Below are 15,714 nucleotides of genomic sequence, written 5' to 3' on the forward strand. Positions count from 1 at the left end.
CGGTAGGGCCTCTGCCTTCCTCATCTGGCCTCCAGGTATCCGGCTTCCTCGTAGGCGGCCAGCGCGGCGTTCGACCGCTCGCGCACCGCCGCCACCAACTCCGGCGGGCCGAGGACGGTGACACCCGCCCCGAAACCGAGCAGCAGGCGGGCCATCCAGTCCAGCGTGGCGAACCGCATGGTCGCCTCCAGGCTGCCGTCGGGATGCACCGCCAGCCGATGCATCGGGTACTGATCCAGCACCCAAGCGTAATCGGCGTGAATCCGCAAGCGCGCCAGGGCGACCGCGGGATCGTCCTGGAACAGGTCCAGGCCCGCCGTCACGTCGGTGGCATGCACGGGCGGCCGGGCGAGCTCGTCCAGCTCGGTGGCGGCCTCGATCCGGTCGAAGCGGAACAGCCGCACCCCCTCGGCCTGCCTGCACCACGCTTGCAGGTAGCTGTTGTCGTCCACGAGGACGATGCGGATCGGGTCGACGATGCGTTCGGACACCACGTCGCGACTGGCGGAGTAGTACACCAACCGCAGCGCCCGGCCGAGCGCCAGCGCCGACCGCACGGCGGCCACCGCGGGTGCCTCCGGCGGCGGGGTTCGAGAGCGCCCGTTCTCCGCGAGTTCCGCACCGCCCGCGATCGCCGCTTCGATCTTCGCGATGGCCGCGTGGGCCGCCGTCGGGTCCACCATGCCGGGCATGTCGACGATCGAGCGCAGCGCGACCAGCAACGCGGTCGCCTCGGTGGAGGTCAACCGCAACGGACGGTCGATGCCCGCGGAGAAGGTGACCTCGATGCTCTCCTCGGAGAACGACAAGTCGATCAGGTCGCCCGGACCGTACCCGGGAAGCCCGCACATCCACAGCTGATTGAGGTCGCTCATCAACTGTTTGGTGGTCACGCCCAGGTCGGCGGCGGCCTCGGCCGCGCTGATGCCCGGGTGGGCGATGAAGTACGGGATCATGTTCAGCAGCCGGGACAGCCGGACCGAGAGCCGCGAGCTCATGCCCGCACCTCCGTGCGGTCGAACACCGAACGCAGTCGCGCGATGACATCGGCACGCAGCGACTCGGGGGCGAGCACCACGGCGTCCGGGCCCAGGCCGGTGATCAGCCGGGCCAGCCAATCGCGGGATCGCACCGGAAGCTCGACGACGGCGCCCGTACGGCCGCCGACGACGCGCTCACCGGTCACCTGGCCGAGCCTGCGGATCTCCCGCCCGCGCCCTTCGGCCACCCACACCGTCGCCGAGCCGCTGACCGGTGCGGTGCTGGTGACCTGGTCGACGATGGCGCGCAGGTCGACGCCCTCCGGCTTGTGGACGGCGTTGCGCGGGCCATACGCGGTCACATCGTCGCCGATGCGGGACAGCCGGAAACTGCGCACCGCGTCCCGGTCCCGGTCGTGCCCGACCAGGTACCAGCGGCCGTGATGGGTGACGACGCCCCACGGTTCGACGTCGCGCATGAGATAGGGGGCGTTGATCGCGCCGCGGTGCTCGAACCGCACCGCCTGGCCCCCGTCGATCGCGGCGAGGAGTTTGCCGAGCACGGGTTCGGAGCCCCGAGCGCGGGCCGGAACCGCGGGCACGGACGCCACGGCGGCGTCGGTTTCCACGTGGATGCCCGCCGCGCGCAGTTTGAGCAACGCCCCCTCCGCGGCCGCGGCGAGTTCCGGCGATTCCCACATCTGCACCGCCACCGCGACGGCGGCGGCCTCCTGATCGCTCAGATCGATGTCGGGTAGCTCGTAGGCGTCGCGGTTGATCCGGTAGCCCTCCACCGTCGAGTACCGGCTCACCGGACCGACTTCCAGTGGAATCCCCAGATCACGCAGTTCGTTCTTGTCCCGCTCGAACATCCGGCTGAACGCTTCGTCGCTGGCGGAGTCCTCGTATCCGGCCACGCTCACCCGGATCCGCTCGGCGGTCAGGAACTGCCGGGTCGACAGCAGCGCGATGACCAGATTCATCAGCCGCTCGACCTTGGATATCGCCACCCGATAGAGGGTAATCTGCGCAGCCGGTCTGTGTTGGTTCGGCCGCTACTTCGTAGCGGCGTGTTCGCGGCTCGGTCTCGCTTCGCTCGAAACCTGTGGTTGTGATGCGCTGGGCGCGTCGGCGAGCAACGTACTGACCTCGGCATTCGCGCTTACGAACGAGCCGCGCGCAGGTACCACTTTGTCGGTGTGGCCGAAAATGCCCGGGCCATCAGTCTTCCGACAAGTAGCGCTCGACCTTCTCCACCTTGGCGGTCATCGCGTCCGTCACGCCGGGACGGATGTCGGCCTTCAGCACCAGGCTGCAACGTGGAGCGACGGCCAGGATGGCGTCGGCCGCCTGTTTCACCACGTCCATCACCTCATCCCATTCGCCCTCGACGGTGGTGAACATGGCGTCGGTGCGATTGGGCAGTCCACTGGCGCGCACTACGCGGACCGCCTCGGCGACGGCGCGCCCGACGTCGACGCCGGTCCCGAGCGGTGTGACGGAGAAGGCGATGATCATGCCTCGATCATGCCCGCAGGCCGGTTTCGAGCGAAGCGAGACCGAGCCTATTACGTTCGCGGCCACCAATGGGCCGCGAACACCCAGCGCCGCACGCGCCGGAAAAACCGACACAGCGCGGCAAATCACATAGACGCGATCAGGCGATCTACGCGCTCGTCGACCGAGCGGAACGGGTCCTTGCACAGCACGGTGCGCTGCGCCTGGTCGTTCAGCTTCAGGTGCACCCAGTCGACGGTGAAGTCGCGGCCCGCCTCCTGGGCCGCGGTGATGAAGTCACCGCGCAGCTTGGCCCTGGTGGTCTGCGGCGGGGTGTCGACCGCGGCGTCCACGGCCTCGTCCTCGGTGACCCGCTTGGCCAGCCCCTTGCGCTGCAGCAGGTCGAAGACGCCGCGTCCGCGCTTGATGTCGTGATAGGCCAGATCCAGCTGGGCGATCTTGGGATCGGACAGCTCCATGCCGTACCGGTCCTGGTAGCGCTGGAACAGCTTGCGCTTGATCACCCAGTCGATCTCGGTGTCGACCTTCGCGAAGTCCTGCGCCTCGACCGCGTCCAGGGTGCGGCCCCACAGGTCGACCACCTGATCGATCTGGGGATCGCGGTCCCGATTGCGCAGATGCTCCACGGCGCGGGCGTAGTACTCGCGCTGGATGTCGAGGGCGCTGGCCTGCCGACCGCCTGCCAGGCGCACCGGACGCCGACCGGTCAGGTCATGGCTCACCTCGCGGATCGCGCGGATCGGATTGTCCAGCGCGAAGTCGCGGAACGAGACACCCGCCTCGATCATCTCCAGTACCAAGGCGGCGGTGCCGACCTTGAGCATGGTGGTGGTCTCGGACATGTTGGAGTCGCCGACGATCACGTGCAGGCGGCGGTACTTCTCCGCGTCGGCGTGCGGCTCGTCGCGGGTGTTGATGATCGGCCGCGAGCGGGTGGTCGCCGAGGAGACGCCCTCCCAGATGTGCTCGGCGCGCTGCGACAGGCAGAACGTGGCGGCCTTCGGCGTCTGCAGCACCTTGCCCGCGCCGCAGATCAGCTGCCGGGTGACCAGGAACGGCAGCAGCACGTCGGAGATCCGGGAGAACTCACCCGCGCGCACCACCAGGAAGTTCTCGTGGCAGCCGTAGGAGTTGCCCGCCGAGTCGGTGTTGTTCTTGAACAAATAGATGTCGCCGCCGATGCCTTCTTCGGCCAGACGCTGCTCGGCGTCGATCAGCAACTCTTCGAGGACCCGTTCGCCCGCACGGTCGTGGGTCACCAATTGCGCCAAGTTGTCGCATTCCGCGGTCGCGTACTCCGGATGCGACCCGACATCGAGGTAGAGCCGGGCACCGTTGCGGAGGAACACGTTCGAGCTACGGCCCCAGGACACCACCCGGCGGAACAGATACCGGGCCACCTCGTCGGGGGACAGTCGACGGTGACCGTGGAAGGTGCATGTCACACCGAACTCGGTCTCGATCCCCATAATTCGTCGCTGCACACCATCGACATTACAGCCAAGTCGAGGTCTTGCGTGGGGCACCGAACAACCCGTATGCATACGTCTTCACAACGATTTGGCCCGCTTTGTCGGAATTTGCCCGGGTGAAACGCCGGTTTCGCCGGAGGATGCACAGTTCGGCCCGGCCCCGGACATGCCGATACGGCCCGCGAACCAAGCGTCGTTCGCGGGCCGTCGAGTTCGTCGGCCCCGGCGGATCACTCCGCTGAGGGAGTCTCCTCCGCCGACGGTTTCTCATCCTCCGGCTCGGAGCCGGTCTCCTCCACCGCGGGCTTCTCCGCCGCCTCCGCCGGACTCAGCAGACGCTCCAGCGTGGCGTTGGGCACCCGCCGGAACGCCCGGCGCGGACGCGCCTGCTCCAAGGTCGCGACCTCGAGCGAGCTCACGCCCAGCACCCGCTTCTCCTTCTCCGCGCCTTCCGGAACACCCGCCTGCAACGCGCGCACCGCGACGCCGACCGCGGAGGCCAGGTCCAGACCCGGCTGATACGACGACTTCAGCGCGGTGACGATCGGCTCCGTGGTGCCGCCCATCACCACGAACTCGCGCTCGTCCACGATCGATCCGTCGAAGGTGATCCGGTACAGCACCGATTGCGCGGCCCGCTCCGGATAACCCACCTCCGCCACACAGATCTCCACCTCGTACGGCTTGAGCTGATCGGTGAAGATCGTGCCGAGCGTCTGCGCGTACGCATTGGCCAGCGCCCGGCCGGTGACATCGCGGCGGTCGTACTGATACCCGCGAATGTCGGCCTGCAGGATGCCGCCCCTGCGCAGATTCTCGAACTCGTTGTACTTGCCGACCGCGGCGAACCCGATGCGGTCGTAGAGCTCACTCACCTTGTGCAGCGTCGCGGACGGGTTCTCCGCGACGAACAGCACACCCTTGTCATACGTCAAGACCACGACGCTGCGCCCCCGAGCGATGCCCTTGCGCGCGAGCTCGGTCTTGTCGCGCATGATCTGCTCGGCCGACGCGTAGTACGGCAACGTCATGACCAGGCGCTCCCTTCTTCGGCGGCCTCGCGGTCGGCGATGATGCCGCGGGTGATCTCCGCCAGCCGCGACTCGGTCACCTCGACCGCACCCTCCTCATCGATCACGATCGCCGTCGGGAAGATGCCGCGCACCAGATCCGGGCCACCCGTCGCGGTGTCGTCGTCGGCCGCGTCGAACAGCGACTCGACAGCGATGCGCAACGCGCGATCCTGATCGATTCCCTTGGCGTACAACTTCTTCAGCGAGGACTTCGCGAACATCGAGCCGGAACCGACCGCGGCGTACCCGAATCGCTCCTCGCTGCGTCCACCCACCACATCGAACGAAACAATGCGGCCCGCCTTGTCGGCATCGGTGGCGTCCAGGTCGTAGCCGACCAGCATCGGCACCACCGCCAGACCCTGCAGGGCCGCGGGCAGATTCTCGCGCACCATCTTCGACAGCTTGTTGGCCTTGCCGTCGAAGGTCAGCGGCACGCCCTCGAGCTTCTCGTAGTGCTCCAGCTCCACCGCGAAGATCCGCACCATCTCCACCGCCATGCCCGCGGTGCCTGCGATGCCCGCCGCGGAGTAGCTGTCGGTGATGTAGACCTTCTCGATATCCCGGCTGGCCAGCAGGTTCCCCTGCGTGGCACGGCGGTCACCGGCGATCAGCACACCGCCGCGATAACTCACCGCCACGATGGTGGTGCCGTGCGGAGCGATCTCCTTCGCGGAAGTGCCGCCGGGGATTCCGGCGGCACCCTGTCCGAACTTGTTGCCGGGCAAAAGATCCGGAGCATGCATGCGGAGATAGTCGGAGAAGGAAGAAAGGGCGTACCCCAGGTGGAGACGCGAGGGGTCACCGACTGTCACTGGCCACCTTTCTGCACGTACGCGCGGACGAAGTCCTCGGCGTTCTCCTCGAGCACGTCATCGATCTCGTCGAGCAGGTCGTCGGTTTCCTCCGCCAGCTTTTCGCGGCGCTCCTGACCGGCGGCGTCTACACCGTCGGGGCCCTCGTCCTCGTCGCCACCCCCGGCGCGCTTGGTCTGCTCTTGTGCCATGGCAGCCGACCTCCTCTGTCCTCACCATGATCGGGACCCATGGTGAGCACGGCCCCGATCATGAGCATTGTCCGTGCTCGTCCCTCAACACTACCTACCAGCACCGACAGTGTGCCTATTTTGTGTGGCGGTGTTGGTCTCACGCAGGTGGGCTATGTCGTCAGCTGCTCCACCAGGTCCGCGGCGGTGGTCACGCCGTCGAGGAGTTTGCCGACGTGGGCTTTGGTGCCGCGGCGGGGTTCCAGGGTGGGGATGCGGACCAGGGAGTCGCCGCCCAGGTCGAAGATCACCGAGTCCCAGCTGGCCGCTGCGATGTCGGCGCCGAAGCGGCGCAGGCATTCGCCGCGGAAGTAGGCGCGGGTGTCGGTGGGCGGGTTGGTCATGGCGTCGAGGACCTGCTGCTCGGTGACCAGCCGCTTCATCGAGCCACGGGCGACAAGGCGGTTGTAGAGCCCCTTGTCCAGGCGCACGTCGGAGTACTGCAGATCCATAAGGTGCAGCTTGGGGGCCGCCCAGCCGAGGCCCTCGCGGCTGCGCATGCCCTCGAGCAGGCGCAGCTTGGCCGGCCAGTCGAGCAGGTTCGCGCACTCCATCGGATCGCGTTCGAGCAGGTCCAGGACCATGGCCCAGTTCTCGATGATGTCCTGGACCCGCTTGTCGTCGTTGCCGGTGCGGTCGACGAACTTGATCACCCGGTCCAGGTAGACGCGCTGCAACGCGAGACCGGTCAGCTCGCGGCCGTCGGCGAGCGCGACCGTCGCCCGCAGCGTGGGGTCGTGACTGATGGTGTGCACCGCGGTGACCGGGCGGGCCAGCTGCAGATCCGACAGGTCCTCGCCCGCTTCGATCAGGTCGAGGACCAAGGCGGTGGTGCCGACCTTGAGGTAGGTGGACATCTCGGCCAGGTTGGCGTCACCGATGATGACGTGCAGCCTGCGGTACTTGTCGGCATCGGCGTGCGGCTCGTCGCGGGTGTTGATGATGCCCCGTTTGAGCGTGGTCTCCAGGCCGACCTCGACCTCGATGTAGTCCGAACGCTGGGACAGCTGGAAGCCCGCGTGGTCGCCGGACTGGCCGATGCCGACCCGGCCGGAGCCGCACACCACCTGGCGGGACACGAAGAACGGCGTGAGCCCGACGATGATCTGGTTGAACGGGGTGTCCCGGCTCATCAGGTAGTTCTCGTGGGTGCCGTACGAGGCGCCCTTGCCGTCGACGTTGTTCTTGTACAGCTGCAGCCGCGGGGCCCCCGGCACGCTCGAGGCGTGCCGCGCGGCGGCCTCCATCACCCGCTCGCCCGCCTTGTCCCAGATCACCGCGTCCAGCGGGTCGGTGACCTCGGGCGCGGAGTATTCCGGGTGGGCATGGTCCACGTAGAGCCGGGCGCCGTTGGTGAGGATCATGTTCGCGGCGCCCACCTCGTCGGCGTCGATCACCGGCGCGGGACCGTTCATCCGGCTCAGGTCGAATCCGCGGGCGTCGCGCAGCGGCGACTCCACCTCGTAGTCCCAGCGCGTGCGCTTGGCGCGCGGCACGCCCTCCGCCGCGGCGTAGGCCAGGACCGCCTGGGTCGAGGTGAGGATCGGGTTGGCCGACGGCTCGGTCGGGGTCGAGATGCCGTATTCGACCTCTATTCCGATGATGCGCTGCATGGCATCGAGCCTAAGTCACGCACCCGGTCCGACCCCCCGCGACCGGCGGAGTCCAATGTCATACCACAGGTGGTACTTCCGGAGGACCCGTCGAAGCGCAGGTCGGCGCGATAGTCGGGACATGCCCGAATCGATCGCAGCCCGCCGCCTGGAGACCGCCGAGCAGCATCGCGCGTCGCCTCCCCCACCACCCGCACCCGCCCGGCTCGTCGCGTTGGACGTGCTACGCGGGATCGCGATTCTCGGCACCCTCGCCACCAACATCTGGATCATCACCAACCCGGAGGGGCTGGTCGGGTATCTGCACGACATGGGCGGCGACGCCGGCGGATGGACGTGGACCGAGCGCGTGCTCCAGCAGCTGGCGCAGGGCAAGTTCCTCGGGCTGCTCACCGTCATGTTCGGCATCGGCCTGGCCATCCAGCAACGCTCCGCGACCAAGGCCGGCCGCCGCTGGCCGGGGAAGTACCCGTGGCGGGCGGGCTTGCTGTTCCTGGACGGTCTGCTCAACTTCGTCTTCGTCGCCGAGTTCGACGTCCTCATGGGGTACGCCGTGACCGGACTCGTGGTCGCATTCGTGCTCGCCACCGGTGCGCGGGCGCGGCGGCGCTGGCTGGTGGGCGCGGCGGCCGTGCACGTGTCGCTGTTGACGCTCATCGCGCTCGCTCTGGCGTTCGCGCCGAGCCAGGATGCGCGGGCGCGTCGTGCGCTGGACCCGAATCCGTACGCGGACGGCTCGTTCTGGGAACTCGCGGCGTTCCGGCTCGGCAACGCCGGGCTGTTCCGGATGGAGACGATCTTCGTCTTCGCGATGTCGGTCGCGCTGTTTCTGACCGGCGCCCGGCTGTTCCGGGCGGGCGTGTTCGGCCAGGAGGGCGCGCGACTGCGCAAGCGGCTGATGATCCTCGGCTTCGGCGTCGCCGCGCCGATCGACCTGGGGGTCGGCATCCTGGGCGGCGGCGACCTCATCCTGTTCACCCGGTACGGCAGCGCGCCGTTCGTCTCTCTCGGCATTCTGGCCGCGGTCGCCGAGTGGTACCTGCGGCGTCCCGGCGCCGGGTTCGCCGGGCGGCGTTTCACCGAGATCGGCCGCACGGCGCTCAGCTGCTATATCCTGCAGAACCTGGTGGCATCGATCCTGTGTTACGGCTGGGGATTCGGACTCGCGGCGCGCGTCTCGCCCGATGACCGTGTCCCGTTCACCGTCGGTGTCTACGTACTGGTATCGCTGATCATCGCCTGCGGAGCGCACCTGTGGCTACGACGCTTCGAGCGCGGACCGGTGGAGTGGTTCTGGAACGTGAGTTTCCGAACGCTGGCGCGGGAACGCTGAAACGCCCATGATGCCCGTATCCCCAGGCCGGGGATACGGGCGTGCCCATGCCGACCGAATCCGTTGTGGCGCAGGGCTTACCCGCACATCCCCCGACGATCCGGCGGCCCCGACGCGCGGCGACCGCTACCGTCGTGCTGTGACGCTTGCCGACCGCTACCCCTTGCTGCACACACCGGCGCACTGGGCGTGGGGCGACCTGGATGTCCGGTTCTCCACCACGCTCCCGTCCGACGAACTGGTCACCAATATCCACGTCGTCTGTTTCGTCGGCGACGAGATCGTGCTCTGTCGCGACGACCGCGACGTCTGGCTGATTCCGGGCGGCACCAGGGAACGCGGCGAGTCGATCGACGCCTGCGTGCGCCGTGAACTGCGGGAGGAGGCGGGCGCACGCCTGGTCGGACCGATCCGATGGTTCGGCGCTCACCATGCGACGAGCAACGGTCCGGCACCGTATCGCGAGTGGCAGCCCCACCCGCACAAGGCGTGGCTGTGGTGCACCGCGGACGTGGTGCTCGAATCCGCCCCGACTAATCCCGACGACGCCGAGCAGATCCTCGAGGTGTGCACCTTTCCCGTAGCCGAAGCGATGCGACGGGCCGGATCCGACGGCGAGCACCTGAGCGAACTGGTGGAATTGGCGGTCGAACTCCACCGGCCGGAGCGTCCCGAGTGATGTAGGCGGCCGACCGCACATGCTCGGCCGCCGCCCATCGGTGGGATCGGGGCAGAATCGAAGGATGGCAACGGCAACTTGGCACGGCCGCGTCCTCGCGACCAGCAATGACACCATCATCGTCGAGGGCAATCACTACTTCCCGCCGGACTCGATCCGGCCGGAGTTCTTCCAGCCCTCCGACACGCACAGCTACTGCCCGTGGAAGGGCACCGCCAGCTACTACACCGTGGTGGTCGACGGAGACAGCAACACCGACGCCGCCTGGTTCTACCCGGAGCCGAAGACCAAGGCCGCGCAGATCAAGGACTATGTCGCGTTCTGGCGCGGCATCGAGGTGACGGAGAACTGAGCGGCCCCTTTCGCTGCGAGCAATCGAGTGGCGAACTCATGATCGATGCCGGAATCCGGTCGTAGGCGCGGCCGTGCGGTGATCGGCGGGCCGGGGCGGCGGATCGGACCGCACTGCCCCGGCGAACGGCGGTAATCGGAGGAATCGGGAATACCGCCTGCGCGAAACCGATACGCTCATCCCAGGATTCAGCGCGAGTGTCTCAGCCGGGAGCATCCCATGATGAAGGCTCTGGTCGCCAACGGCTTCTCGATGGCGCCTGGCGGCGCGGCGGAAGAACCGGCGCGAGCGGGTGTCGCGCTGCTCCGGCCGGGGGTGCTGGCTTTCGCCGGATCGGTCGGTCCGACGGAGTTACACGCGCATCACGCGGTGCAGATCGTCGCCGCGAGCACGCCCATCGTGGTGGTGGACGGTAGCGGGGTCCGCAAGCAAGGCACCCACGTCATCGTGCCGACCGACGCGCCGCATCGGATCGACGTAGGCGCCGCGCACGGCACGGCCGTCTACCTCGACCCCGAGACGGCCGCCGGGGCGGCGGCGGATCGCAGAGCTCACCTCAACGGCTGGGTCGACAGCGCCGACGCACTCGGCATCACTGCCGGTGGTGGAGACCTGACCGCGCAGGTCACCGCGGTCGTCGACGATCTGCTGCCGCAAGACCGCGCGTCCGACGCGAGCGAGCGGCACGCGGTGATCACGGCGGCGTTGCAACTGCTGCCCGCACTGGTGCGCACCGGGTCGGTGCGGGGCGCGGATGTCGCACGACAATTGGGTATTCCCGCGCCCCGACTGTCCCACCTGTTCACCGAGCAGATGGGAATCCCGTTGCGCCGCTACATCCTCTGGCTGCGGCTGCACATAGCGCGGACCCGCGCGCTGGCCGGAGACGATCTCACGGCCGCCGCGCACGCGGCCGGTTTCTCCGATGGCGCGGATCTCACCCGCACCTGCCGCCGGACGTTCGGGCTGTCTCCGTCGGTGCTCAGCCGCACCAGCGAATCGGTTCCGGACGCATAGCCGTCGAAACGGCTCGCGTTCCGTTCAGTCCGCCGGACGGGACTCCACGTAATAGTCCGCCGAGATCGTCTTCAGCATCTGCCGCACGCCGAGTGGCGCCCACAGCGCGGAGGGGTCGTGCCGCACGACCGGATCGGCCAGCTCGACCACATGGCCGCGGGTTTCCAGGGCGAAACCACCCGCCGCGCAGATGTTCTTGACCCAGTCGACATTCCGGCCGTACGTCAGTGCGATCCGGTAGGCGCCGTCCTGCTCGAAGACCATGACCGGGGTGCGGTAGGACCGGCCCGACTTCCTGCCCTTGTGCAGCACGATGCCGAAGCCGGGCGCGCGTCCCGCGACCAGGCCCGCGGTCGGGTTGGTGACATGCCGGTTGAAATTCGCCAGTGCGTGCGGAAGCACCATGGGCGGGGATCCTCTCTCCCTGTGGCGTGCGGTGTTCACGTTACTCTCGACCCATGTCCGCTCCGCCGCCTCATCGCGAGCCGCCCCGCACCGGGGATCCGAGCGCAGAAACGATCGCGATCTATGATGCGGCGGGCAACCCGGTGGGGGCCGCCGAGCGGGCCACGGTCTACCGCGACGGATTGTGGCACGCCAGCGCGGGCGTGCTCCTGCGCTCCGGTGACGGCGAGCGCGTCTACGTGCACCGCCGCACCGACACCAAGCTCGTTTTCGCGAGCATGCACGACTGCCTGGCCGGTGGTGTGGTCGCGCCGGGCGAAGCGCCGCGGGAGACGGCCCTGCGCGAACTGGCCGAAGAACTGGGCGTCACGCCGAACCCCGCCGACGTATCGCCCGAACCGCTGGCGACGGTCTCCTGGGACGGCGAATGGGCCGGTCGCCCGATGCGGTGTCATCTGTTCGCGTACGAGTTGCGCTACGACGGGCCGGTCCGCAACCAACCCGACGAGATCGCCGCGGGATGGTGGTGGACCGACGCCGAGCTGCTGGCGCGTCTGGCCGATCCGGACTGGCCGTTCGTCCCGGACACCCGCCTGCTGATCACGGATCTGCTGGTCGGCGCCCGGCCAGCGGCGGACGGCGGGAAGGGGCCCTGATCAGCTGGACGAGGCGACGGAGGCGGCCCAGGCGGCGAACGCGCCGGGATTGCGTGTCTGCAACAGCACCCGGCCGGGGCCGGTGAAATCGAAGACGAAACCCTCGCCGGACTTCAACGACTGGATCGATCGACCCGAGACCGCTCGCCGGATGCTGAAATTCATCGCCAGGTCGTAGGCGACCACGTGCCCGGTGTCGATCGTGATCGGCTCGCCCGGTTGCAGATCGATCACATCGATCGCGCCGAACACGCCCACCACGATCTCGCCCTCGCCGTGCGCGCGCAGACCGAATCCGCCTTCGCCGCCGAACAGATTGGCGAACCCGCCCCACTTGCTCTCCACCTGCACACCGTGCGAATTGGCGATCCAGCCCCCGCGGCTGATGAAGAAAGGCCGATCCGGCGTGATCTGCAGGTTCAGCATGTCGCCGGGAAGCGCGGGCGCCACGTCGACCCACCCGCCCTGCGGCGGCGCGGTGAAAGTCGAGACGAAGAACGATTCCCCGGCCAGCACCGACCGCTTCAGTCCGGCCAGGATGCCGCCCTCGGCCTTGGCCTGCAATGTGACTCCCGCCGAATGAGCCACCATGGCGCCGCTCTCGACCCGCATCGGCTCGCCCCCGGCGAGAAAGCACCGCGCGACGGCGGCGGCGGGACTGTGGCGCAGTTGTACCTTCATGTCCGCCGACCCTACCGGCGAGTTCCGCACGGCGGGAACGGGTGTCAGAGCAGATCGCGCAGTGCGTCGTCGTCTCGGGCGACCACCGCCCCGCCGTCCGCGGTGAGCACGATCGGCCGTTGTATCAAGCCAGGATGCTCGACCAGCGCGTCGATCCAGCGGTCCCGGTCGGCGGCGGTCCGCGCCCAGCTCGCCATGCCGAGGTCCTTGGCGATCTGCTCGCCGGTGCGGGTGATGTCCCACGGTTCGGCCTCCAGCCGTCGCAACACCTCACGCAGCTCGGCGGCCGTCGGCGGCTGGTCCAGATACTTGCGCACGGTGTAGTCGACACCGGCATCGTTCAGGAACGCGGTGGCGTTGCGGCTCTTGCTGCACCGCGGGTTGTGCCAGATCTCGGTCTGCCCGGAAGTCATGCACGCAGGGTACCGAGGACGCGCACCCGGGCCGCCCGGCGCCCACTGGCGGATCTCGGACGTCGCGCAGCAGGGCGGCCTCGTGGTGGAACCGACGCCGCACTGAGCGGCCGGTCAGCTCGCGAGGTAGCCGTCGGCCACGTCGAGCACTTCGTCGACGATCTCGAGGCCGGTGCGCAGTTCGTCGGCCGTCGTGGTCAGCGGCGGCGCGATCTGGAAGCGATTGCCCGCGTTGAACGGCCACAGCCCGCGCGCCTTGGCCGCGGCGGTGACCGCGGCCATCGGCTCGGCGTCCGCGCCCGCCGCCGCGAACGGGATCAGCGGCTGTCGGCTGCGTTGGTCCCGGACCAGTTCCAGCGCCCAGAAGAAGCCGAGTCCACGGACCTCACCGACGCTCGGATGACGGCCGGCCAGTTCGCGCAGGCCTTTTCCGAGTACATCGGCGCCCACCGCCCGTACGTGATCGAGGATTCCTTCGCGCTCGAAGACCGCGATCGAGGCGACACCCGCCGCGCAGGCCAGCGGATGACCCGCGTAGGTGAGACCGCCCGGATACACCACATGGTCGTAGCGCTGCGCGATCCGCTCGGCCATGAGCACGCCACCGAGCGGGACGTAGCCGGAGTTCACCCCCTTGGCGAAGGTGATGATGTCCGGCTCCACGCCGAACGCCTGTACCGCGAACCATTCGCCCACCCGTCCGAACCCGACCATCACCTCGTCGGCGATGTAGACGATGCCGAACTCGTCGCACAGCGCTCGCACGCCGGCCAGATAACCGGGCGGCGGGACGAGCACACCGTTGGTGCCGACCACCGTCTCCAGAATCAACCCCGCGATGTGCTGCGGGCCCTCGAGCTCGATGACCTGCCGCAGGTGTCGCAGCGCGGCGGCCGTCTCTTCCTCGGGAGTCGCCGTACCCCACGGTGACCGGTACGGGTAGGGGCCGAAGAACCGCACCACGTCTACGTTGGTCGGTTCCGCGCCCCAGCGACGCGGTTCCCCGGTCAGGCCGATCGCGACGCCCGTGCCGCCGTGGTAGGAGCGGTAAGCGGCGAGCATTTTCGTCCGCCCGGTGTAGCTTCGCGCCAAACGCACCGCGTGCTCGACGGCCTCGGCGCCGCCGGTGGTGAACAGGATCCGGTTCAGCTCGCCCGGAGCCCGCTCGACGATCAGCCGGGCCAGTTCGCTGCGGACGTCGTTGCCGACCGTCGGCGAGATGGTCGCCAACCGCTGCGCCTGGGCGACGATCGCCGCGACGATGTCCGGATGCTGGTGGCCGATGTTCACGTTGACCAGCTGGGAGGAGAAGTCCAGATAGCGCTTGCCGGTGTCGTCCCAGAAGTAGGAGCCGAACGCCCCGGTGATCGGAGCCGGGTTCAATTCGGCCTGCGCGCTCCAGGGATAGAAGACATGATCGGCCACGCTAGTCGCTCCCTTCGGTCGACTTGGTCGTGGTCACGAGGGAAGCGAGACGAGGCAGCACCGATTCACCGTACGCCGCCAAAGTCGCGTTCTTCGCGTCATGCTGGAGATAGACGGCGAACTGGTCCACACCGAGCCGTTCCAGCTCCCGCAACCGGGACAGCTGGTCGTCGGGCGTGCCCAGCAGGCAGAAGCGGTCCACGATGGCGTCGGGCACGTACTCGGCATGGACATTGCCCGCGCGTCCGTGCAGGTTGTAGTCGTAGCCGCGCCTGCCTTCGATGTAGTCGGTGAGGGCAGCCGGGATGTCGCCTGCCGTACCGTATCTCGCCACCATCTCCGCCACGTGGTTGCCGACCATCCCGCCGAACCATCGGCACTGTTGCCGCGCGTGCGCCTGCGCCTCGTCCGTCCCGTCGGTGACATAAGCGGGTGCGGCGACGCAGATCCGCACCGTCGCCGGGTCCCGGCCCGCGCGCTCGGCCGCGGCGCGCACCCGGGCGACGGTCCATGCCGTGATGACGGGGTCGGCCAGTTGCAGGATGAATCCGTCGGCCACGGCACCGGTCAGCTCGAGTGCGCGTGGCCCGTAGCCCGCCACCCACACGTCCAACCGGGAGTCGGCCGCCCACGGCAACCGCACGACCGTGTCGTCCACTCGCGCGCCGCGACCGTTGCCCAGTTCGCGGATCACCTCGATCGATCGGCGCAGCGTCGCCAGCGTGGCGGGCTTGCCGCCCAGCGTGCGCACGGCCGAGTCGCCGCGGCCGATCCCGCATACGGTGCGATTGCCGAACATCTCGTTGAGCGTGGCGAAGGTCGACGCGGTCACCGTCCAGTCCCGGGTGGCCGGGTTCGTCACCATCGGACCGACCATGATCTTGCGGGTGGCGGCCAGGATCTGGCTGTAGATGACGTAGGGCTCCTGCCAGAGCAGATGCGAGTCGAAGGTCCAGACGTGGGAGAACCCGTATGTCTCCGCGAGCCTGGCCAGTTCGATCACACGCGAGGCCGGGGGCGTGCATTGCAGCACCACACCGATGTCCATGCGG

At 68.5% G+C, this 15,714-nt stretch carries 18 protein-coding genes; 5 read left to right on the forward strand and 13 right to left on the reverse strand.

The genetic code is table 11. The features are described 5' to 3' along the window. Nucleotides 1-20: 20 nt before the first annotated feature. The 8 genes from ACWEH3_RS20775 to dop form a co-directional block, all read right to left on the reverse strand. A complete protein-coding gene (locus tag ACWEH3_RS20775; protein ID WP_450020597.1) occupies nt 21-998 on the reverse strand; it encodes a helix-turn-helix transcriptional regulator in 978 nt (325 codons plus the stop codon). Next, nucleotides 995-1,990 (reverse strand): helix-turn-helix transcriptional regulator, encoded by a 996-nt coding sequence (locus tag ACWEH3_RS20780; protein ID WP_450020599.1) that lies wholly within the window; start codon nt 1,988-1,990, stop codon nt 995-997. Before ACWEH3_RS20780 ends, ACWEH3_RS20775 begins: the two co-directional genes overlap by 4 nt. A gap of 211 nt (nt 1,991-2,201) precedes the next feature. Then, on the reverse strand, nt 2,202-2,498 hold the full coding sequence (locus tag ACWEH3_RS20785) for a thiamine-binding protein (RefSeq protein WP_450020601.1): 297 nt from the start codon (nt 2,496-2,498) through the stop codon (nt 2,202-2,204). Nucleotides 2,499-2,623: 125 nt separating this feature from the next. After that, a complete protein-coding gene (gene pafA / locus ACWEH3_RS20790; RefSeq protein ID WP_174186519.1) occupies nt 2,624-3,982 on the reverse strand; it encodes a Pup--protein ligase in 1,359 nt (452 codons plus the stop codon). 218 nt (nt 3,983-4,200) lie between these two features. Continuing rightward, nucleotides 4,201-5,001, reverse strand: coding sequence for a proteasome subunit alpha (gene prcA / locus ACWEH3_RS20795; RefSeq protein WP_450020603.1), 801 nt, complete (start codon nt 4,999-5,001; stop codon nt 4,201-4,203). Next, nucleotides 4,998-5,858, reverse strand: coding sequence for a proteasome subunit beta (gene prcB, locus ACWEH3_RS20800; protein WP_450020605.1), 861 nt, complete (start codon nt 5,856-5,858; stop codon nt 4,998-5,000). Before prcB ends, prcA begins: the two co-directional genes overlap by 4 nt. Then, entirely contained in the window at nt 5,855-6,049 is a 195-nt protein-coding gene (locus tag ACWEH3_RS20805) for a ubiquitin-like protein Pup (RefSeq protein WP_014986166.1), read from the reverse strand. The genes prcB and ACWEH3_RS20805 overlap by 4 nt, the downstream gene beginning before the upstream one ends. Before the next feature lie 152 nt (nt 6,050-6,201). After that, complete coding sequence (gene dop, locus ACWEH3_RS20810) at nt 6,202-7,701, reverse strand: depupylase/deamidase Dop (protein WP_039798407.1); 1,500 nt, start codon at nt 7,699-7,701, stop codon at nt 6,202-6,204. Between the two features lie 121 nt (nt 7,702-7,822). Between dop and ACWEH3_RS20815 the strand changes: the two genes are divergently transcribed. From ACWEH3_RS20815 to ACWEH3_RS20830, 4 genes are all read left to right on the forward strand, one after another. Beyond that, entirely contained in the window at nt 7,823-9,034 is a 1,212-nt protein-coding gene (locus ACWEH3_RS20815; protein WP_450020607.1) for a DUF418 domain-containing protein, read from the forward strand. A gap of 139 nt (nt 9,035-9,173) precedes the next feature. Then, nucleotides 9,174-9,713: an NUDIX hydrolase gene (locus ACWEH3_RS20820; protein WP_450020609.1), complete on the forward strand. Its 540-nt coding sequence runs from the start codon at nt 9,174-9,176 to the stop codon at nt 9,711-9,713. A 64-nt stretch (nt 9,714-9,777) separates the two neighbouring features. Continuing rightward, nucleotides 9,778-10,065 (forward strand): DUF427 domain-containing protein, encoded by a 288-nt coding sequence (locus ACWEH3_RS20825; RefSeq protein ID WP_450020611.1) that lies wholly within the window; start codon nt 9,778-9,780, stop codon nt 10,063-10,065. Between the two features lie 219 nt (nt 10,066-10,284). Then, the gene (locus ACWEH3_RS20830) at nt 10,285-11,082 is read left to right on the forward strand and encodes a helix-turn-helix domain-containing protein (RefSeq protein ID WP_450020613.1); all 798 of its coding nucleotides are present in this window, start codon (nt 10,285-10,287) and stop codon (nt 11,080-11,082) included. A gap of 24 nt (nt 11,083-11,106) precedes the next feature. On the opposite strand, the gene ACWEH3_RS20835 is transcribed toward ACWEH3_RS20830, so the two are convergent. Then, on the reverse strand, nt 11,107-11,487 hold the full coding sequence (locus tag ACWEH3_RS20835; protein WP_450020615.1) for a nitroreductase family deazaflavin-dependent oxidoreductase: 381 nt from the start codon (nt 11,485-11,487) through the stop codon (nt 11,107-11,109). 53 nt (nt 11,488-11,540) lie between these two features. Between ACWEH3_RS20835 and ACWEH3_RS20840 the strand changes: the two genes are divergently transcribed. Continuing rightward, nucleotides 11,541-12,143 (forward strand): NUDIX hydrolase, encoded by a 603-nt coding sequence (locus tag ACWEH3_RS20840; RefSeq protein WP_450020617.1) that lies wholly within the window; start codon nt 11,541-11,543, stop codon nt 12,141-12,143. Here ACWEH3_RS20840 and ACWEH3_RS20845 read toward each other — a convergent pair whose 3' ends face one another. The 4 genes from ACWEH3_RS20845 to ACWEH3_RS20860 all read right to left on the reverse strand — a co-directional run bounded on the left by ACWEH3_RS20845 (nt 12,144) and on the right by ACWEH3_RS20860 (nt 15,710). Further along, a complete protein-coding gene (locus ACWEH3_RS20845) occupies nt 12,144-12,824 on the reverse strand; it encodes a TIGR00266 family protein (RefSeq protein ID WP_195080044.1) in 681 nt (226 codons plus the stop codon). A 44-nt stretch (nt 12,825-12,868) separates the two neighbouring features. Continuing rightward, entirely contained in the window at nt 12,869-13,237 is a 369-nt protein-coding gene (locus ACWEH3_RS20850) for an arsenate reductase family protein (protein WP_450020619.1), read from the reverse strand. Nucleotides 13,238-13,351: 114 nt separating this feature from the next. Beyond that, nucleotides 13,352-14,662: an aminotransferase class III-fold pyridoxal phosphate-dependent enzyme gene (locus ACWEH3_RS20855; RefSeq protein WP_450020621.1), complete on the reverse strand. Its 1,311-nt coding sequence runs from the start codon at nt 14,660-14,662 to the stop codon at nt 13,352-13,354. 1 nt (nt 14,663) lies between these two features. Then, nucleotides 14,664-15,710 (reverse strand): TIGR03842 family LLM class F420-dependent oxidoreductase, encoded by a 1,047-nt coding sequence (locus ACWEH3_RS20860; protein ID WP_450020623.1) that lies wholly within the window; start codon nt 15,708-15,710, stop codon nt 14,664-14,666. Between the last annotated feature and the right edge of the window lie 4 nt (nt 15,711-15,714).

Source organism: Nocardia sp. NPDC004718, from assembly GCF_053601535.1.

What these genes read in the sequence shown, in the direction of transcription:
- ACWEH3_RS20775 (WP_450020597.1), bottom strand. Translation starts at nt 998, where the DNA reads ATGAGCTCGCGGCTCTCGGTCCGGCTGTCCCGGCTGCTGAACATGATC.
- ACWEH3_RS20785 (WP_450020601.1), bottom strand. Translation starts at nt 2,498, where the DNA reads ATGATCATCGCCTTCTCCGTCACACCGCTCGGGACCGGCGTCGACGTC.
- prcA (WP_450020603.1), bottom strand. Translation starts at nt 5,001, where the DNA reads ATGACGTTGCCGTACTACGCGTCGGCCGAGCAGATCATGCGCGACAAG.
- ACWEH3_RS20805 (WP_014986166.1), bottom strand. Translation starts at nt 6,049, where the DNA reads ATGGCACAAGAGCAGACCAAGCGCGCCGGGGGTGGCGACGAGGACGAG.
- dop (WP_039798407.1), bottom strand. Translation starts at nt 7,701, where the DNA reads ATGCAGCGCATCATCGGAATAGAGGTCGAATACGGCATCTCGACCCCG.
- ACWEH3_RS20815 (WP_450020607.1), top strand. Translation starts at nt 7,823, where the DNA reads ATGCCCGAATCGATCGCAGCCCGCCGCCTGGAGACCGCCGAGCAGCAT.
- ACWEH3_RS20825 (WP_450020611.1), top strand. Translation starts at nt 9,778, where the DNA reads ATGGCAACGGCAACTTGGCACGGCCGCGTCCTCGCGACCAGCAATGAC.
- ACWEH3_RS20830 (WP_450020613.1), top strand. Translation starts at nt 10,285, where the DNA reads ATGATGAAGGCTCTGGTCGCCAACGGCTTCTCGATGGCGCCTGGCGGC.
- ACWEH3_RS20835 (WP_450020615.1), bottom strand. Translation starts at nt 11,487, where the DNA reads ATGGTGCTTCCGCACGCACTGGCGAATTTCAACCGGCATGTCACCAAC.
- ACWEH3_RS20840 (WP_450020617.1), top strand. Translation starts at nt 11,541, where the DNA reads ATGTCCGCTCCGCCGCCTCATCGCGAGCCGCCCCGCACCGGGGATCCG.
- ACWEH3_RS20845 (WP_195080044.1), bottom strand. Translation starts at nt 12,824, where the DNA reads ATGAAGGTACAACTGCGCCACAGTCCCGCCGCCGCCGTCGCGCGGTGC.
- ACWEH3_RS20850 (WP_450020619.1), bottom strand. Translation starts at nt 13,237, where the DNA reads ATGACTTCCGGGCAGACCGAGATCTGGCACAACCCGCGGTGCAGCAAG.
- ACWEH3_RS20860 (WP_450020623.1), bottom strand. Translation starts at nt 15,710, where the DNA reads ATGGACATCGGTGTGGTGCTGCAATGCACGCCCCCGGCCTCGCGTGTG.